Raw genomic sequence first — 20,800 nt, 5'->3', positions numbered from 1 at the left:
CATGTCCCAGCAACCACAAGAAACCCTTCTCGAACTGAAAGACTATTCGATCACCTTCGAGACCCCCGATGGCCAGGTGAAGGCCGTCTCCGGCATGAACCTGACGATCAAGCGTGGCGAGCGCGTCGCGATCGTCGGAGAATCCGGTTCCGGCAAGAGCCAGACCTTCCTCGGCGTCATGGGCCTGCTCGCCAAGAACGGCCGCACCACCGGCCAGGCGCTGCTCGAAGGCAAGGATGTCCTGGCACTGAAGCCGAAAGAGCTCGATCATGTCCGCGGCAAGGACATGGCGATGGTCTTCCAGGACCCGATGACCGCCTTGAATCCGTCTCTGAGGATTTCCCGGCAACTGACGGAACAGCTTGAGGTTCACCGCGGCTACACGGCGCGTGCGGCCTCAGCCGAAGCGCTTGACATGCTGAAGCGTGTCGGCATTCCTGATCCGACCAGGCGCTTCAACCTCTATCCGCACGAGCTCTCCGGCGGCATGCGCCAGCGCATCGTCATCGCCATGGCGCTGCTGACCAAGCCGAAGCTCCTGATCGCCGACGAGCCGACGACGGCGCTCGACGTGACCATCCAGGCGCAGATCCTCGATCTCTTCAACGATCTGACCTCGGAGATGAATACGGCGCTGGTGATGATTACCCACGATCTCGGCGTCGTTGCCGGCCTCGCCGATCGCGTCGCCGTCATGTATGCCGGCCGCATCGTCGAGGAAGCCCCGGTCGACGAACTCTTCGAAAACCCGGCGCATCCCTATACCGCAGCACTGCACGCCTCGATCCCGCGTCCGGATCAGGATGTCGACGATCTCGTCGTCATCCCCGGCCGGCCGCCGAACCTGCAGCACCTGCCAAAGGGCTGCAATTTCTCGCCGCGCTGTTCGCAGGTCCAGGACGATTGCATCGATCGCCCGCCATCGCTCGAAACGCTGGCGCCGCGCCATTGCGCCGCCTGCTTCCACCCCTTCCCGCGCCGCGAGGAGCTGATGATCCATGGCTGACCGTTCCCTGCTTCGGGTCGAAAACCTGACGACCCAGTTCGAACTGCCCGCCAAGGGCTTCTTCAAGCCGCCGGTCATGCTGACGGCGGTCAACAATGTGAGCTTCGACCTCAAGGAAGGCCGCACGCTCGGCATCGTTGGCGAATCCGGCTGTGGCAAGTCCACGCTCGGCCGCTCGATCCTGCGCCTGCTGACCTCCCAGAAGGGCCGCATCCTCTGGCAGGGCCGCAACCTGCTCGATCTCTCCGAAGAAGAAATGCGCGCCGCACGCCGCGACATGCAGATCATCTTCCAGGATCCGATCGCCTCGCTCGATCCGCGCATGACGGTGGGCGATATCATCGCCGAACCGCTGACCGTGTTCGAGCCGAAGCTCTCCAAGGCCCAGCGCCTGGAGCGCGTCCGCGAGATCATGAGTGCCGTCGGCCTCGTGCCGGAAATGATCAACCGCTACCCGCACGAGTTTTCGGGCGGCCAGGCGCAGCGTATCGGCATTGCCCGCGCCGTCGTCACCAAGCCGAAGCTGATCATCTGCGACGAGCCGGTCTCGGCCCTCGACGTGTCGATCCAGGGCCAGGTCATCACGCTGCTGCGCAAGCTGCGCAAGGAGTTCGGCCTGACGCTGATCTTCATCAGCCATGACCTCTCGGTCGTGCGCTTGATCTCCGATGACGTGCTGGTGCTCTATCTCGGCAAGGTGGTCGAAGCCGGCGATTGCGCCACGGTGTTCGAAAACCCGGCGCATCCCTATACGCAGGCGCTGTTCTCGGCTGCTCCGATCCCGGATCCGAAGCTTGCCCGCCAGCGCAAGCGCATCCTGCTGCAGGGCGATCCGCCCTCGCCGCTGAACCCGCCGAAGGGCTGCGTCTTCTCGCCCCGCTGCTGGAAGGCGACCGACATCTGTCGCACGGAAATGCCGCCGACAGAGCAGGTCCGGCCGAACCAGACGGCCGCCTGCTACCACATGGATCGCTGATATCGCGTCCGCCCTGGCGGCTGCTGCGCGCAACACGCGGCATGCTCCAGTGCATGCCCCGGAGCGGAACATTTTTCGCTCCGGGGCAGTTCCTCCTCCGTAAAACGACATGTTCCGGGTCTTGGTAGGGCTCCGAAATGGAGGAAAACATGCTGAAACTCATCTCCAATGCTGGCCTGGCGCTGGCTCTCACCCTCGGCAGCGTCGCGCTGCCCGTCAGCTTTGCGCAGGCGCAGGACGTCCAGTTCCGCATCGGCCCCGATGGTGTGCGCATCTACGACCGTGACAGGGATCGCGACCGCTATGGCGACCGCGATTTCCGCCGCGGCTGCAGCCCGCGCGAGGCCGTCTACGCCGCCCGCGACGCCGGCTTCCGCCGCGCCGAAGTGGTCCGCGTCACCGATCGCAGCGTCACCGTCCGCGGCTGGACGCGCGGCGGCCCGGACCGCATCACCTTCGCCAACCGCCGCGGTTGCCCGGAAATCGGCTAAGCCCCGAGAAGACGCGAGAGAATACGGACGGCCCGCTCAAAGCGGGCCGTTTGCGCGTTCTGTGCGCTTGCCACCCCAGGGATGGCTTGCCACCCCGGTCCGCTGCGCGTAAGCAGCAGACGCTTGAGATTTCCGGGAGGCTGATTTGAGCGGACGCTTTCTTTCGATCGGTGAATGCATGGTGGAGCTGTCGCAGGCCGGTGACGGCCTGCTGAGAAAGGGCTTTGCCGGCGATACGCTGAACACCGCCTGGTATGCCCGCGCCTGCATGCCCTCCTCCTGGACCGTCGATTATTTCACCGCACTCGGCGATGACGCCATGTCCGACGAGATGGCCGCCTTCTTCGACAGCCACGGCATCGGCACCTCCTATATCCGCCGCATCAAGGGCAAGGCGCCCGGCCTTTACATGATCAACCTCAGGAACGGCGAGCGCTCCTTCAGCTACTGGCGCGACAGCTCCGCCGCCAAGCAGCTCGCCGCCGATCCCGATTATCTGCGAGAGGCGGTCGAAGCCTCCGATGTCGTCTATTTCTCCGGCATCACGCTTGCCATCCTGCCGCGCGAGGACGTCGACACCCTGCTCGCCGAAACCCGCCGTGCCAAGGCCGCCGGAAAGTTCGTGGTCTTCGACCCGAACATCCGCCCGCGCCTCTGGTCGAGCTATGACGTGATGCATACCGTCATCAGCGAGGGCGCCCGCTCCTCGACGCTGGTGATGCCGAGCTTCGACGACGAGGCCTCGCATTTCGGCGACGATTCGATCGAGGCGACGATCCAGCGCTACCGCGCCCTCGGCGCTCCCAACATCGTCGTCAAGAACGGCGCCGACGGCGCGACGCTCGATTTCGAAGGCAATCGCTCGCTCGTGCCCGCCGAAAAGGTCGAGACCGTCGTCGACACGACCAGCGCCGGCGACAGCTTCAACGGCTCCTTCCTGGCCAAGTACCTGGAAACCAAAGACGCCGAACAAAGCGCCCGCTTCGCCGCCAAAGTCGCCGCCCGCGTCGTCAGCGAGCACGGCGCGCTGGTGCCGAAGGACAAGCTCGGGCTCTGAGAGAGCACGTCCACAGCCCTGTAATAAATCCATCACGGAGAGGCCTCAAAATAGGAGGCACGCGGGAATCGGCTTGCTGTCCCCGCCTTGGGTCGTGTCCGCCGAAGCCGGCGGCCTGGATGGAAACGGGATATGCTTCAACATCCTTCGAAGAGCCTGACTGGCGAGAGCTGGGCGAATGCCGCCCCGGGCGCGGTGCCTGAGCGGCTTGTCATCGTCACCGATGCCTGGCATCCGCAGGTCAATGGCGTCGTGCGCTCGATCGAGAACACCAATCGCGAGCTCGCCCGGATGGGCGTCGACGTGTCGATGGTGACGCCGGAGCGGTTCAACAGCATTCCGTGCCCGACCTATCCCGAGATTCGCTTGTCGATCACCAGCTACCGCCGCGTCGCCCGCGAGATCGAAAAACACAAGCCGTCCTATGTCCACATCGCCACTGAAGGCCCGCTCGGGCTGACCGCCCGGCGCTGGTGCCTGAAGAACCGCATGCCCTTCTCCACCAGCTATCACACCCGCTTCCCGGAATATGTCTCGGCCCGCCTGCCGGTGCCGAAAAGCTGGCTTTATGCTTTCGTGAAGTGGTTCCACAATTCCGGCGCCGGCTGCATGGTGGCGACGCCCAGCCTGGCACGCGAACTCTCGGAAAAAGGCATCCGTAACCTGATGCCCTGGAGCCGCGGCATCGACGCCTCGCAGTTTCATCCGGCCGAACTCGAGGAAAAGCCTTTCGGCCTGCGGCGCCCCGTCTTTATGACCGTCGGCCGCGTCGCGCTCGAAAAGAACCTCCCGGCCTTCCTCGATCTCGATCTCCCCGGCTCCAAGGTCGTCGTCGGCGATGGCCCTGCGCGCGCCGAGCTTTCCAAGCGCTATCCCGACGTGCTTTTCACCGGTTTGAAATTCGGCACGGAACTGGCCAATATCTACGCCCAGGCCGACGTCTTCGTCTTCCCGTCGCTGACCGACACCTTCGGCAACACGATCCTCGAGGCGCTGGCATCCGGCGTCCCCGTCGCCGCCTACCCGGTCACCGGCCCGCTCGACATTATCGGAGACGAAGGCGAAGTCGGCGTATTGGACGAGGACCTGCGCGCCGCGTGCCTTGCGGCCCTTTCCGCCTCGCGTGACAAGGCCCGCGAACTGGCGCTCACCTATTCCTGGGAAGCGGCGACACAGCAGTTCATCAACAACATCCGCGCCGCCAACGGCGTCATCGCCCCGAAATGGAAGCGCGCCTGGCAATATGCCAAGACGCTGCCACGCAGAAAGGCCGGCGATGCCGCCGGCCCGATGAAATCTGGCGCCTGATGCCGCTTACTGATGCAGCGCTGCCCGCAGCGTATCGCTGGCAAGCTTGATCGCACCGCGCACGGCGGGTGTTTCGCTGATGGCGTTCAGCAATACGAAGTCATGGATGGTGCCGTTGAAGCGGACCGACGTGACCCTGACGCCTGCCTGGCTGAGCTTGCGGCCATAGGCCTCGCCCTCGTCGCGCAGCACGTCGTTCTCATCGGTGATGATCAGGGCCGGCGGCAGGCCGTTCAGCTGCTCGAGCGAAGCCTGTAGCGGCGAAGCGGTCGGCTCCTTGCGCTTGGCTTCATCAGGCAGATAGGCGTTCCAGAACCACTTCATCGCATCCTTGGTGAGCCACGGACCATTGGCGAACTGGTTGTAGGAGCCGGTCTCAAAATTCGCGTCGGTGACCGGGTAGAACATCACCTGCTGATCGATGGCGGGACCACCGCGTTCCTTGGCCATCAGCGTCACCGCAGCCGTCATGTTGCCGCCAACGCTGTCACCTGCGACTGCCAGGCGGCTGGCATCAACCTTGAACTGCTTGGCATGCTCGGCGACATATTTGGTTGCCGCATAGGCCTGTTCGATGGCGGTGGGATAGCGGGCCTCGGGCGACCGCTCGTAATCGACGAAAACAACAGCGGCATCGGCGCCATTGGCGATCTCGCGGACCAGCCGGTCATGCGTATCCGCGTCGCCGAGTACCCATCCGCCACCGTGGAAATACATCACGACAGGCAGCGGGCCCTTGGCATGAGCAGGACGCACGATACGCAGCTTGATCTCGCCGGTGGGACCAGCCTTGATCGTCAGGTTTTCTTCCTGCGCGGCGAGTTTCTTGACGTCGCCCTTCTGGGCGCCGGCCAGCACGTTGCGGGCATCGGCGGGCGAGAGCGTATAGATCGGCTTGGAGCCAGCCAGCGCATCGATGAACTTCTGTGTCGCCGGTTCCAGAACCGGGTCGGCAGCGGCGCCGAGCGTCGTGGCTGCCAGGATGGTTGCTGCGGAAAGTGCGATCTTGATGGTCGACATCATCTTGTCCTCTTCGGTTGCGGTTCGTCGTGAACACGGCTTTATATCGCGCACGATTATTTATCTCACAATCAAAATTGACGCATAGCCGGCATGCGAAATAAGCGCTTGCGATTAGTTATCGCGCGATATAATTTCATCCGGTTCTGGAGATGCCCACATGAGTGACGACCTGAAACTCGAAAATTTCATCTGCTTTGCCATGTACACGGCAAACCACGCGATGAACCGCGTCTATAAGCCCCTGCTCGACGAGCTCGGCCTCACCTATCCGCAATATCTGGTCATGGTGGCGCTATGGGAAGAAGACGGCCAGACCGTCGGCGGTATTGGCGACAAGCTGTTTCTGGAATCGAGCACGCTGACGCCGCTGTTGAAGCGCCTGGAAGCGGCCGGCCTCATTCGCCGCGAGCGCAGCAAGGAAGACGAACGCGTCGTCGTCATCAGGCTCAGCGATGAGGGCAAGGCCTTGAAAACCAAGGCGGCAACGGTGCCGAACTGCATCGTCGATGCGACCGGCAGCGAATTCGATCAGCTGAAACGGCTACGGGCCGAGATCATTGCGCTCAGGGATGCACTGAACAAGAGTGCGGCTTAGCGGCGAGCGAAGCGGGTGTAGCCCCCTCATCCGCCCTCCGGGCACCTTCTCCCCGCTGGGGAGAAGGGACTTGAGGCGATTCCCGCGTGCCATCTCTGAGGTTTCGAGGAAGCGAGCGAGTGCGGCAGTTCCCTTCTTCCCAGCGGGGGTCCGAAGGACGGGTCGAGACCGTCGGCTCGACCCCGGTGGGTGGCGACAGCCGGATGAGGGGGCTGCACGCTCAACCTCAAAGGGACTAAGTCCGCCGCTTCTTCCCCTCGAAGGGGTTTTCCTTCTCGCGGTAGTGAATGCGGATCGGCACGCTCGGCATGTCGAAGTCGACGCGCAGGCTGTTGATCAGGTAGCGCGTGTAGGATTCCGGCAGCGCGTCGGAGCGCGTGCAGGAGATCATGAAGGCCGGCGGGCGGGCCTTGACCTGCGTCATATACTTGAGCTTCAGGCGGCGGCCGGAGACGGCGGGCGGCGGATGCTGGACCTGCTGCTGCTCGAGCCAGCGGTTGAGCTTGGCGGTCGAGATGCGCTTGTTCCACACCTTGTCGGTGTCGATGATCGATTGCATCAGCTTGTCGAGACCGCGGCCGGTCTGGCCGGAAATCGGCACGGCGCGGATGCCGCGGGCCTGCGGCAGCAGCCGGTCGGTCTTTTCGCGCAGGTCGGCAAGTACCGCCTGCTGATCCTCGATCATGTCCCACTTGTTGAAGGCGAGAACGGCGGCGCGTCCCTCGCGCAGCACCAGATCGACGATGTGCAGGTCTTGCTTCTCGAACGGGATCGTCGCATCGAAGACGATGACGACAAGTTCGGCAAAGCGAATGGCGCGCAGCGTATCGGCAACCGAAAGCTTCTCCAGCTTCTCGATGACCTTCGCCTTGCGACGCATGCCCGCCGTATCGAACATCTTGATGGTGCGGCCGCGCCAGTCCCACTCGACCGAGATGGAATCGCGGGTGATGCCCGCTTCCGGCCCGGTCAGAAGACGGTCCTCGCCGAGGAAGCGGTTGATCAGGGTCGACTTGCCGGCATTCGGACGGCCGACGATCGCCACGCGCAGCGGCTTGGTATCGTCGTATTCCGGCTCGTAGTCTTCGTCCTCTTCCAGCTCGTGGCGGACGTCGACATTGGTTTCGGCCACGTCTTCCTTCGGCGGATAGGCGCGGTCCTTGCCGATCGCTTCGACGATGGCGTCGCGCAGATCGAGCATTCCCTGCCCGTGTTCGGCCGAGATCGGCGTCGGTTCGCCGAGGCCGAGCGTGAAGGCATCATAGAAGCCGCCATCGGAACCGCGCGCTTCGGACTTGTTGGCGACGAGCACGACCGGTTTGCCGCGACGGCGCAGCATCTCCGCCAGGTCCTTGTCGACGGGCGTTAGGCCGGTTTTGGCATCGACGACGAAGAGCGAAAGATCTGCCTCGTCGATCGCTGCTTCCGTCTGCGCGCGCATGCGGCCCTGCAGGCTCTCCTCGTCGGCCTCTTCGAGGCCGGCGGTATCGATGATCGTGAAATTCAGGCCCATCAGCCGCGCGTCGCCGGGACGGCGGTCGCGGGTAACGCCTGGCGTGTCATCGACAAGCGCCAGCTTCTTCCCAACCAGGCGGTTGAAAAGCGTCGACTTGCCGACATTCGGGCGACCGACGATGGCGACCGTAAAACTCATCAGGTTTCCTTAAACTCAGCCCTGTGCGGCAGGCGCCTTGCCAGACGCAGTGATGTTATCAAGCATCATCTGCGCGCGGTTGGCAACATTGCGCGGGCTCGCGGCATCTTCGGTGATCTGGGTGAACCAGGTGCGGGCCTGCGCCATGTTGCCGGCCTTGTAGGCGGCAATGCCGAGCGCTTCGCGGGCCGAATGGCGGAAGGCGTTGGCGGGGATCGCCATCTCTTCCAGCTCGGCAACGACCTGGTCATAGGTGCCGGTATCGATCAGCATCCAGCCGGCGCGCAGCTTGGCAGCATTGCGGACGGCTTCCGGAACCGACTGGTCCTTGCCGATCGTCTGGAAAGCGGCAACGGCACCGGCATTGTCGCCCTTGGCGGCGAGCACGGTGGCTGCGCGCATGCGGGCGAGAACCGGATAGGCGCCGTGGCCTTCCTTCTTTAGCTTGTCGAGAGCGGCGAGCGCCTCGTCATTCTTGTTCTCGTCGGCGAGCTTCATCGCCGCCAGGAACTGGTCGCCGGTGCTGGAAGACGCATTGTCATCCCAGTACTGGTAGACCTTGTAGCCGACAGTGCCGAGAACGATCAGGACGGCGAGCGCGATCAGGTAGCGGCCAAAGCGGCGCCATGCGCCCTTCATCTGGTCGGAACGCAGTTCCTCATTGACTTCACGAATGAAGCTGTCGTCGTTGAATGCCATTCTCGTCTCCGGCAGGGAAAGCCCAATTCATGCGTTTTCGCATATTGTTGGGCCTTCTACTCCATTTTGCGGCCGATGTAAGGGGGATATCTGAGATTCCTCAGGAAGCGAGCATCGGCAGCGGCGCGACGCCGATCAGCCATTCATGCACGCGCCAGATCATCAGTGCCCAGACGATGACGCCGATGACGACGGCATAGAGGTCGTATTTCGCCGAAACGAAGACCGGCAGCGTGATCTCGCCGCGGCGCAGGCGCCGCTTCAGCGAGATGCGCAGGATGACGCCCCAGGCGAGGAAAGCGGCAAACAGCAGCACCGAATAGGCCTCGCCATTCGAGAAGAGATGCGCCAGAGCCCAGATCTTCACCGAAAGCACCACCGGGTGCTTGGCCTTCGACCGGATATGGCCGGCCGGCAGGAAGCCGGCGACGAAACAGATGACGGCGATCAGCATCAGCGTCACCGTCAGATGCGCCATGCCGGCAGGCGGATTGTAGAGCATGCCGATCGGCTCGCTGCGGGCGGCGGCGAAGGCATAGGCAACGAAGACGAGCGTCAGGATGCTGGCGACCGAATGGAAGGCGATCCAGACCGGCTTGCCGAACTTGTCGATCATCGCCAACCGGAACCCCGGCACCACGACGCGGATAAGATGAAGGCCGAGAAAGAGAACAAGACTTAAGGCAAGCAAAGCCATGATGATATTCCTGATCGATAACTAACAATGTTCGATACCGGCTGGGCGGGAAAAATGCCAGCGAGACCGCAGCTTCGCCGCAATTCTGTAACAGGAAAGCCGCAAACAAATTGTCGCGGTGCCCATGTTTCGTTCCATTTCCTCTGCCTGTCTCGCCCTTTCCGTTGCCCTGCCCGCTGCCGCCTCGGCGGCCGATCAGCCGAAGCAGCTCGTCATCATTTCCTTCGACGGCGCCCACGACAACGCGCTCTGGCAGAAGAGCCGCGAAATGGCAGCCCGCAACGGCGCGCATTTCACCTATTTCCTGTCCTGCACCTTCCTGATGAATCAGGATGCGAAGAAAGCCTATCAAGCGCCTCATCAGAAACGCGGAAAATCCAATGTCGGCTTCGCCCAGAGCGACGACGAGATCCGCGAGCGCCTCGGCAATATCTGGCACGCGCATCTCGAGGGGCACGATATCTCAAGCCATGCCTGCGGCCATTTCGACGGCCGTCAGTGGAGCAGCGCCGACTGGTCGGAAGAATATGCGACCTTCAAGGCGACGCTGAAGAATGCCTGGAAGGGCGTCGGCCTCGCCGAGCCCGATGGCTGGCAGGATCTCGTCGACCACGGCATCAAGGGTTTTCGCGCCCCCTATTTGTCGGCCAGCGAAGGTAGCGACATGATCGCCGCCGAGAAGAAGGCTGGCTTCACCTATGACGCCAGCCTGGTGACCAAGGGACCGGCCATGCCCGTCGTCGAAGACGGCGTCATCCGCTTCGGCCTGCCGCTGATCCCCGAAGGCCCCAAGGACCGGCCGATCATCGGCATGGACTACAATCTCTTCGTCCGCCACTCCAAGGGCGAGGAAGACGCCGCCGACAGCAAGACCTTCGAAGAGCGCTCCTACGCCGCCTTCAAGGAAGCCTTCGACAAGCAATATGCGGGCGACCGCATCCCCCTCCAGCTCGGCTTCCACTTCGTCGAAATGAACGGCGGCGCCTACTGGCGGGCCCTCGACCGGCTGGTCAGCGACGTCTGCCATAGAGCCGACGTCGCCTGCGTCAGCTATTCGGAGGCGATCCCGATGATCGAGGCGCGGGGCAAGCTGAAGGCGCAGGATAATTCGGCGCTGTAGGGCTAAGTCCGGCAGCAATAAAAGATTGGCCGCTTGAACAAGCGGCCCCCTCATCCGCCCTTCGGGCACCTTCTCCCCGCTGGGGAGAAGGGGAGTTCGGCGACGCCTCCCCCCACAACTTGCGTAGAGAGGAAGCGAGCGCTTAAGGCTCGTTCCCTTCTCCCCAGCGGGGGTCCGAAGGACGGGTCGAGACCGTCGGCTCGACCCCGGTCGGTGGCGGCAGCCGGATGAGGGGGCCGCTCGCTCGAAGCCATCGATGAGCTAACCTCTATCAGCCGTCCTGGTGGACGACCCCGCCCTCGCGATCGAGATACCGCTGATCGATATCGGGCAACGGCTCGTCGTCGATCGCCGCCTCGAAAGCCTTCAGGCGCTTGTGGATCGACAGCAGCTCGATGATCGTCGTCCAGGAATTGACGAGATACTGGAACGAGTTGCTGACCTGCCCGAAGGCGGTCGAGATCTGCTGGAAGATACCGTAGGTGATCGCACCGGCAACGATCGTCGGCACAAGCATGAAGGTCACGAAAAGCGCGTCCGCCTGGATGTAGAAATAGCGCGCCACGTTGAAATAGAGGTAGTGGAAATAGAGGCGGAAATAATTGCGGCGGACATTGGAGAAAAGCTCCGTGACCGTCGGCGGCTGAGCGCGGTCGGCATGGTCCTCGCCATAAACGAGTTCCTTTCGGTAGGCAGCCTCGACGCGCTGGTTCTTGAAGTTCAGACCCGGCAGCTTGATGCCGACGATCGCAAGCAGCAGCGTACCGAAGATAGACCAGAAGAGCGCCAGCCAGAACAGCGAATTGGCGACCGGGCCGACAATCGGCAGCGCGGTGACATAATGCGAGAGCGCCAGCAGGATCGGCAGGAACACGACGAGCGTCATCACCGAATTGATAAGGCTGATGCCTAGGCCTTCAAGAGTGCTGGAGAAGCGCATCGTGTCTTCCTGCACACGCTGCGAGGCACCTTCGATATGGCGCAGCTTTTCCCACTTCGACATGTAAAAATTGTTCATCGCCGTGCGCCAGCGGAAGATGTAGTGGCTGGTGAAGAAGTCGGTCATGATCGACACGAACATGCTGAGGAAGGCAATCTGCACGAAGATCAGCATCAGGTCGTAGAAATTCTCGACGGTAATGCCGGGCTGCTTCGAAAGCGCGTTCTGCAGCAGGTCACCGAACGGACGGCGCCAATTGTTGATGACGACGGTGATCTGGACGCCGAAATAGGTAACGAAAATGATCAGCGCCGAGCCCCAGACCGACCACAGCTTCCACGGATGATCCCAGGCCTTGATGTGCCAGAAGCCGCAGAAGATGATCGTTGTCAGGAAGAAGTAGCCGTAGAACCACAAATTCTCAGGCAACAGGAAGAAGGACAGATCGATCGGCTGCTGTTCTTCGGCGACCGGCGCAAAGCCCATATGGACACCGAGATCTGCGGCAAACAGATACCAGACCGCGATGGCGATGAGCGTCCAAATGACAATCGAAGGGAAAAACAGCTTCGGCTGCGGAAAGAAGGAATGAAACACTGGGAGGCGCTTTCCTGAACTGGAATCTCGGGAGCATCAGCAAACACTGATTGTGCGGGAAATTAAGGCAGTTCGAAGAAGGCAGCAATGGCCGGGGGCCATTCTTACGTATTTGTAACGGCTTATCCCAGTTTCTTGATGACCGGCAGCACGAGGAGCGCGCAAATGCCGAGGGCGGCGGCGGCAATATAGGTGGGCAGCGTGAAGCTTCCTGTCCCCTCAGCCACCCAGCCCGCGATCAGCGGCCCGACGATCTGGCCGAGACCGAAGGCCGCCGTCATCAGCGCCATGACGCGCCGGGGGCTTTCCGGCGAAAGCTTACGGCCGATCTGCAGGCCGTAGGCGGTGATCGCCAGGAAGGTGGCGCCGAACAGTGCTCCACCGATCAGCGGCGCCAGCGAATGCGGCAGCATGACGGTCGCGAGCACACCGGCAACCTCGATGACAACAGCCGCGACATAGACGCCGCCGAGCCCGAGAACGCGCACGAACGGCTTCCAGCCAAAGAGCGCCACCGCGGCGGTCACGCCCGCAATGAACCAGCAGAGGAACTCGACGAAAGCGCCCGCCGCATCCATGCGGGCGATCGCCACGAGGAAGGTGGCGGTGATGACATAGCCGAAGCCGAAAATGCCGTAGGAGAGCGTCACGAGGAGCATCGGCGGTGTCCAGGCGATGGCCGGTTCCGGCCCCTTGCGCGCCGCCGCCGCGGGTCCCGCCGGCAGCAAAGCCCAGGCTGCGGCAAGACCGAGTGCGGAGAACAGCGCACCGCCGATCCAGTCCGCCCGCCAGCCGCCCGCATCGGGAAAGGCGATGCCGATCAGCAGCACCATCAGCGCCGACAGCGCGATACCTGCGCCCGGTCCGCCGAAATGCGCCGACTGGACATGGTCGTTGCCGGCTGCCGCGCCGTGGCTGAGCACGATCGACGAGGTGAAGACCATCGAAAAGGCGCTTGCGAGCCCGGCGAGGAAGCGGATCACCGCAAAGACGGGAACGGATGTGGTCACCGCCATCGCCGCGAGAAGGAGCGCGTTGGCGGCGAGTGCCGCAAGCGCCACCGCCCTCTCCCGCCCGGCCGCCCAGCCATAGGCGGCGAGCACGGCGCCGGCGAGATAGCCCACGAAATTCGCCGAGGCGATGAACCCGGCATCGGAGGCCGAGAGCGGAACGCCGCTCATCATGCCCGGCAGGATCGGTGTGTAGGAGAAGCGCCCGAAGCCCATGGCCGCGGCCATGGCGATCATCCCGGCAAGGGCCGTGCGGACCAGACTGACTGGCTCATTCTCATTGCGTGCCAACATGATGCGCTTATCGCCCGCCCCCTGCTGCACCGCAAACAAGAAATTCTGATCGATCGGTTCAATTCCGGAAATCCGCGGGCTCCCCTTGAAACGTAATATCTTACGATATATGTTTTACGACATAGCATTCGATATGATTAACGATGAAAGGAAGAAGCTATGAGAGGCTTTAGAGGCGGTGGCGGCGGCATGTTCGGCGACGCGATCCGCATGGGAATGGGCCGGAAGTTTTCGGCCGGCGATCTGCAGATCGTGCTTCTGGCACTGCTGAACGAACAGCCGCGCCACGGCTACGAACTGATCAAGGTTTTGGAAGAGCGCTCCGGCGGCTTCTACGTGCCGAGCCCGGGCGTCATCTATCCGGCGCTGACCTATCTGGAAGAAACCGGCCTGACCGAAGTCGAGGCCGAGGGCACCAAGAAGCTCTACAAGATCACCGAAAGCGGCAAGCGCAAGGTCGAGGAGAACCGCGCCATGATCGACGGCATTTTCAGCAAGCTCGAACGCGTCGGCGAGAAGATGGCCTTCGTCAACCGCATGTTCGATCCCGAACAGCACGGCCGCCGCCGCGAAGAGGAAGACGAGGAATTCATGCGCGACGACCGCGACGTGCGCGCCGCCCGCCAGCTGCTGCGCTCGGCGCTGCGCATGCGCCATCCCTGGTCGGCTGAGGAAGCCGCCCGTATCTCCGGCATCCTGGAGCGCGCCGCGATGGAAATCCTGCAGGGCGGCAAGCCCCAGATCTGATACCGCGCAATCGTCAGAGCGAACGGCCGTCACGTGTCACGTGGCGGCTTTCCTTTTGCGGAGGCGCGGTATTTTCGGCGACCGGCACACCCACCTGCGCCACGTCGCGCGGCAGCGCGTGCTGCGCCTGCTCCGATACCCAATAGCCTGCCGCGCCGATGAAAGTCATGATCGCAAACAGCGGCACGGCCACCGCCGATTTCCGGAAACGCCCGAAGCGGATCGGCTTCTCGATGATCATGTAGGTCAGCGCCGCCAGCACCACGCTCGCCGCCAGCAATGCGAAACGCACCTCCTTCGCCGGCGTGTCGTGGCCGATGATGTAGCCGAAGGAGAGAAGCGGCCAGTGCCAGAGATAGAGCGGATAGCTGATCAGCCCGATCGCCACCGCAATCCGGTTGCTGAAGATCAGGGTCTTGAATACCGCCGTCCGCCCCGCAGCGATGACCAGCACCGCGCCGAGAACGGGCGCCGCCGCGATGATACCCGGAAAGGCCTGCTTTTCCCGGATCAGCGCAAAGCTCAGCACCAGCAGCACGATACCGGCGATTGCCGCAAGGTTTGCCGCCGGCCGCGACAGCCCGCCGTGGGAGCGCTCCAGCTCGGCGAGCGCAGCACCGGCCAGCAGCTCCCAGAAGCGCGTCACCGGCAGATAAAAGGCCGTCGTCCGGTCGATATAGACGATGACGAGATTGAAGATCATCGACACCAGCGCCACCGCCGCGATCGTCTTGATGACGCTCATGCCGCGCCGCCAGGCGATCCAGGCAGCGAGCGGCCAGACGATGTAGAACTGCTCCTCGACGCCGAGCGACCAGAGATGCAGAAGCGGATTGGAAATGCCGCCATCCTTGGTGCTGCCGACTTCGAACCAGAAGAGCAGATTGGCAACGAAGCCCGCCCACCGGCAACATGCTCGCCGAGCTCCCTGTTATCGGCCGCCGAGAGCGCCACCGCGCCGACCGCCAGACAGAAGAGCAGCACCAGGATCAGCGCCGGAAAGATGCGCCTGATGCGGCGGCTGTAGAAATCGAAGATCGAAAACTTGTTGTCGTGCAGCTGTTGCAGGATATGGCCGCTGATCAGATAGCCGGAAATGACGAAGAAGATATCGACGCCGACGAGCCCGCCGGGAAGCCAGGTCGGAAAGGCATGGAAGATCACCACGGAGAGAACCGCAACCGCCCGCAATCCGTCGATATCCGGCCGGTAATTGTGCTGCATCGCCTTGGCACTGCTGCCATCACTCTCGAGCATTCCACCGACCTCCATGAAGACCGGCGGACAAGAGAATGGAGCCGGATACCAAGCGGTAACCCGGAATTGCTGCGCCCGCTAACTGGCCATAGGCGGTAGGCCGCCGGATATTCGGACGAAAGAACGGGTAGAGGCGGAGCCCGGCCGCCGAAAGGATGAAGCTCTTAAGCTGCCAGATCCGGCAGCGTCAGGATCAGCGGTCCGTTGCGCGTCGCAACGACGGTGTGTTCGTACTGCACGGTCGGCGCCTGGGGATCGGCGTAGAGCGTCCAGGCATCGTCGCCGCCTTCAGCCCAGGTGGCGCCGAGCGACAGGAAGGGCTCGACGGTGAAGACCAGGCCTTCGGTCATGATCCGCTTTTCGGAAGGATCCGGCCAGGTCGAGAGCTCGCCTGGTTCCTCATGCAGCGAACGGCCGACGCCGTGGCTCGCCAGATTGGCAACCAGCGTATAGCGGTTCTTCGCCGCAAAGGCGCCGACGGCATTGCCGATCTTGGCGAGCGGCTCGCCCGCCTTGATCTGGTTGAGACCGACGAACAGCGCCCGCTTGCCATCGCGGCAAAGCCGCTCGATCTTCGGCTTGACGGGCGGCACGGTGAAGGAGGCGCCGGTATCGGCAAAGAAGCCGTTCTTCTCGGCCGAAACATCGATATTGACGAGATCGCCGGGGCGGATCACCCGCGGGCCGGGAATGCCGTGGGCGATTTCCTCGTTGACGCTGATGCAGGTCGCACCCGGAAACTGGTAGCAGAATTCCGGCGCCGAACGCGCACCGGCATCCTCAAGCACCTTGCGGCCGATCTGATCGAGCTCGAGTGTAGTGATCCCTGGCTCCAGCGCTGCGGACATCACCTGGATCGCGTTGGCGCAGATCCGTCCGATTTCCTTCAGCCTTTCCAGTTCGTCGTCGTTCTCGATTACCATCGTTCATCCCGGCTGCCGCCAAGGCGGCTGGCCTTGCGGGTTCAGGCCGTGGCTTTCGCCCCTTCGCCTGCCCCAGTCAATGCCTTTCTGACAAGCGGCGCGACTTTCGTGCCGTAAAGCTCGATGCCGCGCATGATCTGGTCGTGCGGCATCAGGCCGATCGCCATCTGCAGCAGGAAGCGGTCGTTCTTGAAGACGTTGTGAGCCGCAACGATCTTCTCGGCTACCAGTTCCGGATCGCCGAGGAAGAGATTGCCGGTCGGCCCGCGCGCCATGTCGAAATGCGCCCGGTTCGTCGGTCCCCAGCCGCGCTCGCGGCCAATGCGGTTCATCACTTCGGCCTGCGGCCCGTAGAACTGGTCGGCGGCCGCTTCCGTCGTATCGGCAATGAAGCCGTGGACGTTGATGCTCGTTTTCAGCTTCGAGGCATCCTGCCCTGCCCGGCGCGCCGCCTCGCGATAAAGTTCGAGGAGCGGCGCAAAACGCGGATATTCCCCACCGATGATCGCCAGCGCCACCGGCAGGCCCATCGCACCGGCCCGCGCCACCGATTGCGGTGTGCCGCCGACGGCGATCCACAGCGGCAGCGGATCCTGCAGCGGGCGCGGATAGACGCCGCGACCATTGATCGGCGCCCGAAGTTCGCCCTTCCAGTTGACCACTTCGCCCTCGCGCAGCGCCATCAGGAGATCGAGCTTCTCTTCGAAGAGCTGGTCGTAATCTTCGAGATTGTAGCCGAACAGCGGAAAGGATTCGATGAAGGAGCCGCGCCCGGCCATGATCTCTGCACGGCCGTCCGAGATGAGATCAAGCGTCGCAAATTGCTGGAAGACGCGCACGGGATCATCGGACGACAGGACGGTGACCGCACTCGTCAGCCGGATGTTCTTGGTCTTCACCGCCGCTGCGGCAAGCGCCATGGCCGGAACCGAGGCGGCATAATCAGGGCGGTGATGTTCGCCAAGCCCGAAGACATCGAGGCCGACCTGATCGGCGAGCTCGATTTCCTCGATCAGATGCTTCAACCGCTCCGCCCCTTCCGCGCCCTTTCTGCGGCCCGGGTTGGGATTGACGTCGGCAAAAGTATAAAGGCCCAGTTCCATCATCGGCATCCTATTGAACTTGCCTCTCAGATAAGGATCGGCAAGCCCCCGGGCAAACGGAAATTCTGGAACGGATCGTTCGATAAAGTTGATGGGTGAGTTAGGCCGTGAGATCCCAGGGATTGATGATCTGGACTCCCATGCCCTGGAAATCGCGGACATTGCGGGTCACAAGCGACAATCCATGCTCTGCGGCAGTGGCACCAATGAATGCATCATGCATCGGCTTTGGGTTGGGGACGTTGAATGCCGCCGCCCGCAACGCCACTCCCTCGCCTGCCGAAAGTATTCGCCCCCTGAAAGCTTGGCGAACGCCGCCATCGATCCACGCTCGAAGTGCCTGCCCCTGGCGAGGATCCCGGCGTGCGACCTGCAAAGCGCCAACCTCGAGTTCGAAAAGAGTTATTGCAGACAGATAGAGCAGCTCATCCGCAACACCGCGAACCCAATTGACGACATCGATATTCTCTCTTCCGCTTCCGGCTTTCTTTATCTCGGAAACAACATTGGTATCGAGAAGATACATCAGGAAAAGTCGACAGGTTTGGCGCCCAGCTCATCGAGCTTTGGCGGATCGAACTCGATGTCGGCAACATCATGCATGGACAGCAAATCGACAATGCTCGGCTTTGTTTTTTTTAGAGCCGTATACTCTTCGATGGTCAGCAGGACATGCGAGGGCTTTCCGCGGTCAGTGATAAAAACAGGCCCGTCGGCTGCTGCCTTCTTAGCGCCGCTGCTATCCTGATTGAATTCCCTGCTGGTCATCACGGTCATGTCAAACACCTCAATGTAGATACGTTACTACATATCTGTGCATCCATCAATCCGAATCCAAATTCAACGGCTTGCGGGCGCCGGCGGAATCGGAATCGAAGCCGCTTCAGCGCCCGCTTGAAGTGCGTCAGCCGCGCTTCAGGTACTCCTCAAGCTGGTCTGCGACGGTGCCCCAGCCTTCGTGAAAACCCATCTTCTCATGAGCATCCTTGTCCTCGGCGCGCCAGTGCAGCGCCTTGGCGGTGTACTTGGTGCGGCCGTTGCCGAGATCTTCGAGCAGGATGACGCCGGTGAAGAAGGGCTTTTCCGAGGGCACCCAGGCGCTGGTATAGGCATCGGTGAAGACGATCTTCTCGTTTTCGACGAGCTCCAGATAGACGCCGGAATTCGGATATTTGTTGCCGTCGGGATCCTGCATGACGATGTAGCTGGAGCCACCCGGGCGCACATCGAGCTTGGCTTCGGCGATGCTCCAGGGCTTCGGAACGAACCATTCCTTGATCGAATTCTCGTCGGTCCAGGCCTTGTAGATCTTCTCGCGCGGCACATCCATCTCGCGGACGAGAACCAGTTCGTGTTGCGTCGTGGCGGTCATTTCGGCATTCCTCCTGTTGAAGCCAAACCTGTTTCTCCTCAGGTTGTTACAAGGACGCCGCAGCATCCTCGGTTCCGACATCGCCTGATGATTTTCCGAAAATTATCTGACGGCGGGCATCGCCTGCTCGTTCTGCAGCTTGTCGAGCTGCAGGCGGATATGGGCGGCTTCCGCCGCCGAATTGGCGAGCGCGATCGCCCGGTCGAAGGATTCGCGGGCGCGGCGCACCTCGCCCATCTGCTTCAGCAATCCGCCGCGCAGCCCATGGAAATAGAAATAGCCGTCGAGCTTTTCGGCAAGCGTATCGACCAGCGCCAAGGCCTCCTCCGGCCCCTTGAGCTTGGCGACGGCAACGGCGCGGTTGAGCGTGATGACGGGCGACGGCTGCACCCGCTCCAGCACCCGGTAGAGGATCTCGATCTCTTCCCAATCGGTATCCTCGGCGCGCTTGGCGCGGGAATGGATGGCGGCGATCGCCGCCTGCAGCTGATACGGTCCCGGCTGGCGGTGACGGATCGCCTTGTCGAGCAGGTTCAGCGCCTCGTTGATCAGTGCATGGTTCCAGCGGCTGCGGTCCTGATCCTCCAGAAGAACCAGCTCGCCATTGCCGTCGAAGCGCGCATCGCGCCGCGAAATCTGCAGCAGCATCAGCGCCAGCAGGCCCATGGTCTCCGGCTCGGCCGGAAAGATCCGCAGCATCAGCCGCCCGAGACGGATCGCCTCGTCGGCAAACGCGGCCGCATCGCGTTTCGGGTCGCCCTGCGAATAGCCCTCGTTGAAGACCAGATAGATCATCGTCGAGACGATGGTCAGCCGCTCCGCCCTCTCCTCCGGCCCCGGCGTTTCGAAGGGAACGCCGGCCTTGGCGACACGCGCCTTGGCACGGGTGATGCGCTGCTCCATGGCGCTCTCGCCGACGAGAAACGCCTTGGCGATCTGCTGCACCGAAAGGCCCGAGACGATGCGCAGGGCGAGCGCAATCTGCTGCGTCGCCGGCAGATCCGGATGACAGCAGATGAAGAGCAGGCGCAGGATGTCGTCGCGGTAGTTGGATTCATCCAGCCGGTCGGCGATATCGCTCTCGGCATCCTCTCTATCGGAGATCAGCTCCTCATCCGGCAGCGCCTGCGTCTTCTTCTGCTTGCGCACCGCGTCGATGCCGCTGTTGCGGCCGACGAAGATCAGCCATGCCGTCGGATCGCGTGGCGGGCCCTTGTCCGGCCAGGTGCGGATGGCGCGCAGGCAGGCCTCCTGAAAGGCCTCTTCCGCGATATCGAGATCGCGGAAATAGCGAAGCAGCGCGCCCAGCGCCTTCGGCCGGGCAGAAGCCAGCGTCACGTCGATCCAGGCAATGTCTGTCATGTGGCTTTATCTCCCGGATGGAACACGTAGAAGGGGCGGATCTCGTAAGAGGTCGAACCCGGATTGACGGCCGACAGCTCCTTGGCGAAGGCGATCGCCTCGTCCAGCGTGTCGAAATCGATGCAGTAGAAGCCGAGCAGCGCTTCCTTGGTTTCGGCAAACGGACCGTCGAGCACCAGCGGCTCTTCCTTGCCCTTGCGCAGCGTCGTGGCCGACGTCGTCGGCATCAGCCGCCCGGTCGGGCCGAGCTTGCCGGACTTGGCGAGCGGCTCCTGCACGGCGTAGAGCTTCGCCATGACGGCATCCTCCTCCTCCTTCGACCAGGAGAAGACGGTTTCTTCGTTGGCATAGCAAAGGATCGCATAAAGCATCTGTTACTCCTCTTCCTCAATGACGAAGGAGTAACCCGCCATCCGACAGGGCGCAGCAAAAAATTACGCTTCACAAATGAGCCGTGGGGCAAAATTAGCATTGGGGATTGTATCGGGCACTCGGGCTTTCGCCATCGAGTTGCCACCTTCGGCTCCGATTTCTCGCGCGGCTGGATTTCCAACTTCATATTTCAGGAC

At 62.5% G+C, this 20,800-nt stretch carries 23 protein-coding genes; 8 read left to right on the top strand and 15 right to left on the bottom strand.

Going from position 1 to position 20,800, the window contains the following annotated elements:
• Position 1 precedes the first annotated feature (1 nt).
• The 5 genes from F2982_RS15710 to F2982_RS15690 all read left to right on the top strand — a co-directional run bounded on the left by F2982_RS15710 (position 2) and on the right by F2982_RS15690 (position 4,838).
• Entirely contained in the window at positions 2-1,006 is a 1,005-nt protein-coding gene (locus tag F2982_RS15710) for an ABC transporter ATP-binding protein (RefSeq protein ID WP_112719419.1), read from the top strand.
• Positions 999-1,982: an oligopeptide/dipeptide ABC transporter ATP-binding protein gene (locus F2982_RS15705; protein ID WP_199627274.1), complete on the top strand. Its 984-nt coding sequence runs from the start codon at positions 999-1,001 to the stop codon at positions 1,980-1,982. Before F2982_RS15710 ends, F2982_RS15705 begins: the two co-directional genes overlap by 8 nt.
• Before the next feature lie 149 nt (positions 1,983-2,131).
• Positions 2,132-2,473: a hypothetical protein gene (locus F2982_RS15700; protein WP_112719421.1), complete on the top strand. Its 342-nt coding sequence runs from the start codon at positions 2,132-2,134 to the stop codon at positions 2,471-2,473.
• Positions 2,474-2,618: 145 nt separating this feature from the next.
• A complete protein-coding gene (locus F2982_RS15695; protein ID WP_203428394.1) occupies positions 2,619-3,530 on the top strand; it encodes a sugar kinase in 912 nt (303 codons plus the stop codon).
• A 132-nt stretch (positions 3,531-3,662) separates the two neighbouring features.
• Positions 3,663-4,838: a glycosyltransferase family 1 protein gene (locus tag F2982_RS15690; RefSeq protein WP_203428393.1), complete on the top strand. Its 1,176-nt coding sequence runs from the start codon at positions 3,663-3,665 to the stop codon at positions 4,836-4,838.
• Positions 4,839-4,844: 6 nt separating this feature from the next.
• On the opposite strand, the gene F2982_RS15685 is transcribed toward F2982_RS15690, so the two are convergent.
• Positions 4,845-5,858, bottom strand: a complete 1,014-nt coding sequence (locus tag F2982_RS15685; RefSeq protein ID WP_203430090.1) for an alpha/beta hydrolase — start codon at positions 5,856-5,858, stop codon at positions 4,845-4,847.
• Positions 5,859-6,018: 160 nt separating this feature from the next.
• On the opposite strand from F2982_RS15685, the gene F2982_RS15680 reads away from it, so the two are divergent.
• Entirely contained in the window at positions 6,019-6,456 is a 438-nt protein-coding gene (locus tag F2982_RS15680) for a MarR family transcriptional regulator (protein ID WP_112719425.1), read from the top strand.
• 235 nt (positions 6,457-6,691) lie between these two features.
• On the opposite strand, the gene der is transcribed toward F2982_RS15680, so the two are convergent.
• From der to F2982_RS15665, 3 genes are all read right to left on the bottom strand, one after another.
• Entirely contained in the window at positions 6,692-8,110 is a 1,419-nt protein-coding gene (gene der / locus F2982_RS15675; protein WP_112719426.1) for a ribosome biogenesis GTPase Der, read from the bottom strand.
• Positions 8,111-8,125: 15 nt separating this feature from the next.
• Entirely contained in the window at positions 8,126-8,809 is a 684-nt protein-coding gene (locus tag F2982_RS15670; protein ID WP_203428392.1) for a tetratricopeptide repeat protein, read from the bottom strand.
• Positions 8,810-8,909: 100 nt separating this feature from the next.
• The gene (locus tag F2982_RS15665) at positions 8,910-9,506 is read right to left on the bottom strand and encodes an NnrU family protein (RefSeq protein ID WP_203428391.1); all 597 of its coding nucleotides are present in this window, start codon (positions 9,504-9,506) and stop codon (positions 8,910-8,912) included.
• Positions 9,507-9,630: 124 nt separating this feature from the next.
• Here F2982_RS15665 and F2982_RS15660 point away from each other — a divergent pair, with 124 nt between their 5' ends.
• The gene (locus F2982_RS15660) at positions 9,631-10,626 is read left to right on the top strand and encodes a polysaccharide deacetylase (RefSeq protein ID WP_203428390.1); all 996 of its coding nucleotides are present in this window, start codon (positions 9,631-9,633) and stop codon (positions 10,624-10,626) included.
• Between the two features lie 271 nt (positions 10,627-10,897).
• On the opposite strand, the gene sbmA is transcribed toward F2982_RS15660, so the two are convergent.
• Together sbmA and F2982_RS15650 are read right to left on the bottom strand one after the other, a co-directional pair.
• A complete protein-coding gene (sbmA, locus tag F2982_RS15655; protein WP_203428389.1) occupies positions 10,898-12,163 on the bottom strand; it encodes a peptide antibiotic transporter SbmA in 1,266 nt (421 codons plus the stop codon).
• 122 nt (positions 12,164-12,285) lie between these two features.
• Positions 12,286-13,467 (bottom strand): YbfB/YjiJ family MFS transporter, encoded by a 1,182-nt coding sequence (locus F2982_RS15650; RefSeq protein WP_203428388.1) that lies wholly within the window; start codon positions 13,465-13,467, stop codon positions 12,286-12,288.
• A gap of 159 nt (positions 13,468-13,626) precedes the next feature.
• Here F2982_RS15650 and F2982_RS15645 point away from each other — a divergent pair, with 159 nt between their 5' ends.
• The gene (locus tag F2982_RS15645) at positions 13,627-14,214 is read left to right on the top strand and encodes a PadR family transcriptional regulator (protein WP_203428387.1); all 588 of its coding nucleotides are present in this window, start codon (positions 13,627-13,629) and stop codon (positions 14,212-14,214) included.
• A 13-nt stretch (positions 14,215-14,227) separates the two neighbouring features.
• Here the strand turns inward: F2982_RS15645 and F2982_RS31565 are convergent, their stop codons facing one another.
• The 9 genes from F2982_RS31565 to F2982_RS15600 all read right to left on the bottom strand — a co-directional run bounded on the left by F2982_RS31565 (position 14,228) and on the right by F2982_RS15600 (position 20,602).
• A complete protein-coding gene (locus F2982_RS31565; RefSeq protein WP_348652519.1) occupies positions 14,228-15,001 on the bottom strand; it encodes an acyltransferase in 774 nt (257 codons plus the stop codon).
• A complete protein-coding gene (locus F2982_RS32045) occupies positions 14,956-15,471 on the bottom strand; it encodes an acyltransferase (protein WP_203428385.1) in 516 nt (171 codons plus the stop codon). Before F2982_RS32045 ends, F2982_RS31565 begins: the two co-directional genes overlap by 46 nt.
• A gap of 164 nt (positions 15,472-15,635) precedes the next feature.
• Positions 15,636-16,394: a type I methionyl aminopeptidase gene (gene map / locus F2982_RS15630; protein WP_203428384.1), complete on the bottom strand. Its 759-nt coding sequence runs from the start codon at positions 16,392-16,394 to the stop codon at positions 15,636-15,638.
• Between the two features lie 41 nt (positions 16,395-16,435).
• Positions 16,436-17,497, bottom strand: coding sequence for an LLM class flavin-dependent oxidoreductase (locus F2982_RS15625; RefSeq protein ID WP_203430089.1), 1,062 nt, complete (start codon positions 17,495-17,497; stop codon positions 16,436-16,438).
• Positions 17,498-17,597: 100 nt separating this feature from the next.
• Positions 17,598-18,023, bottom strand: coding sequence for a type II toxin-antitoxin system VapC family toxin (locus F2982_RS15620; RefSeq protein ID WP_348652507.1), 426 nt, complete (start codon positions 18,021-18,023; stop codon positions 17,598-17,600).
• Positions 18,023-18,274 carry a type II toxin-antitoxin system prevent-host-death family antitoxin gene (locus F2982_RS15615; RefSeq protein WP_203428383.1) on the bottom strand — a complete coding sequence of 84 codons (252 nt, stop codon included), beginning with the start codon at positions 18,272-18,274 and terminating at the stop codon, positions 18,023-18,025. Before F2982_RS15615 ends, F2982_RS15620 begins: the two co-directional genes overlap by 1 nt.
• A 127-nt stretch (positions 18,275-18,401) precedes the next feature.
• The gene (locus F2982_RS15610; RefSeq protein WP_203428382.1) at positions 18,402-18,869 is read right to left on the bottom strand and encodes an SRPBCC family protein; all 468 of its coding nucleotides are present in this window, start codon (positions 18,867-18,869) and stop codon (positions 18,402-18,404) included.
• Positions 18,870-18,971: 102 nt separating this feature from the next.
• Positions 18,972-20,231 (bottom strand): RNA polymerase sigma factor, encoded by a 1,260-nt coding sequence (locus tag F2982_RS15605; RefSeq protein WP_203428381.1) that lies wholly within the window; start codon positions 20,229-20,231, stop codon positions 18,972-18,974.
• The gene (locus F2982_RS15600) at positions 20,228-20,602 is read right to left on the bottom strand and encodes a YciI family protein (protein ID WP_130277755.1); all 375 of its coding nucleotides are present in this window, start codon (positions 20,600-20,602) and stop codon (positions 20,228-20,230) included. The genes F2982_RS15605 and F2982_RS15600 overlap by 4 nt, the downstream gene beginning before the upstream one ends.
• Positions 20,603-20,800: the final 198 nt, after the last annotated feature.

This window comes from Rhizobium sp. BG4 (assembly GCF_016864575.1).
GTDB lineage: Bacteria > Pseudomonadota > Alphaproteobacteria > Rhizobiales > Rhizobiaceae > Rhizobium.
This window is presented reverse-complemented; position numbering and strand designations above follow the sequence as displayed.

Coding starts and splice junctions, on each gene's coding strand:
- F2982_RS15710 (WP_112719419.1), top strand. CDS start 2: ATGTCCCAGCAACCACAAGAAACCCTTCTCGAACTGAAAGACTATTCG.
- F2982_RS15705 (WP_199627274.1), top strand. CDS start 999: ATGGCTGACCGTTCCCTGCTTCGGGTCGAAAACCTGACGACCCAGTTC.
- F2982_RS15700 (WP_112719421.1), top strand. CDS start 2,132: ATGCTGAAACTCATCTCCAATGCTGGCCTGGCGCTGGCTCTCACCCTC.
- F2982_RS15690 (WP_203428393.1), top strand. CDS start 3,663: ATGCTTCAACATCCTTCGAAGAGCCTGACTGGCGAGAGCTGGGCGAAT.
- F2982_RS15685 (WP_203430090.1), bottom strand. CDS start 5,858: ATGTCGACCATCAAGATCGCACTTTCCGCAGCAACCATCCTGGCAGCC.
- F2982_RS15680 (WP_112719425.1), top strand. CDS start 6,019: ATGAGTGACGACCTGAAACTCGAAAATTTCATCTGCTTTGCCATGTAC.
- der (WP_112719426.1), bottom strand. CDS start 8,110: ATGAGTTTTACGGTCGCCATCGTCGGTCGCCCGAATGTCGGCAAGTCG.
- F2982_RS15670 (WP_203428392.1), bottom strand. CDS start 8,809: ATGGCATTCAACGACGACAGCTTCATTCGTGAAGTCAATGAGGAACTG.
- F2982_RS15665 (WP_203428391.1), bottom strand. CDS start 9,506: ATGGCTTTGCTTGCCTTAAGTCTTGTTCTCTTTCTCGGCCTTCATCTT.
- F2982_RS15660 (WP_203428390.1), top strand. CDS start 9,631: ATGTTTCGTTCCATTTCCTCTGCCTGTCTCGCCCTTTCCGTTGCCCTG.
- F2982_RS15650 (WP_203428388.1), bottom strand. CDS start 13,467: ATGTTGGCACGCAATGAGAATGAGCCAGTCAGTCTGGTCCGCACGGCC.
- F2982_RS15645 (WP_203428387.1), top strand. CDS start 13,627: ATGAGAGGCTTTAGAGGCGGTGGCGGCGGCATGTTCGGCGACGCGATC.
- F2982_RS32045 (WP_203428385.1), bottom strand. CDS start 15,471: ATGCTCGAGAGTGATGGCAGCAGTGCCAAGGCGATGCAGCACAATTAC.
- map (WP_203428384.1), bottom strand. CDS start 16,394: ATGGTAATCGAGAACGACGACGAACTGGAAAGGCTGAAGGAAATCGGA.
- F2982_RS15625 (WP_203430089.1), bottom strand. CDS start 17,497: ATGGAACTGGGCCTTTATACTTTTGCCGACGTCAATCCCAACCCGGGC.
- F2982_RS15620 (WP_348652507.1), bottom strand. CDS start 18,023: ATGTATCTTCTCGATACCAATGTTGTTTCCGAGATAAAGAAAGCCGGA.
- F2982_RS15615 (WP_203428383.1), bottom strand. CDS start 18,274: ATGACCGTGATGACCAGCAGGGAATTCAATCAGGATAGCAGCGGCGCT.
- F2982_RS15610 (WP_203428382.1), bottom strand. CDS start 18,869: ATGACCGCCACGACGCAACACGAACTGGTTCTCGTCCGCGAGATGGAT.
- F2982_RS15605 (WP_203428381.1), bottom strand. CDS start 20,231: ATGACAGACATTGCCTGGATCGACGTGACGCTGGCTTCTGCCCGGCCG.
- F2982_RS15600 (WP_130277755.1), bottom strand. CDS start 20,602: ATGCTTTATGCGATCCTTTGCTATGCCAACGAAGAAACCGTCTTCTCC.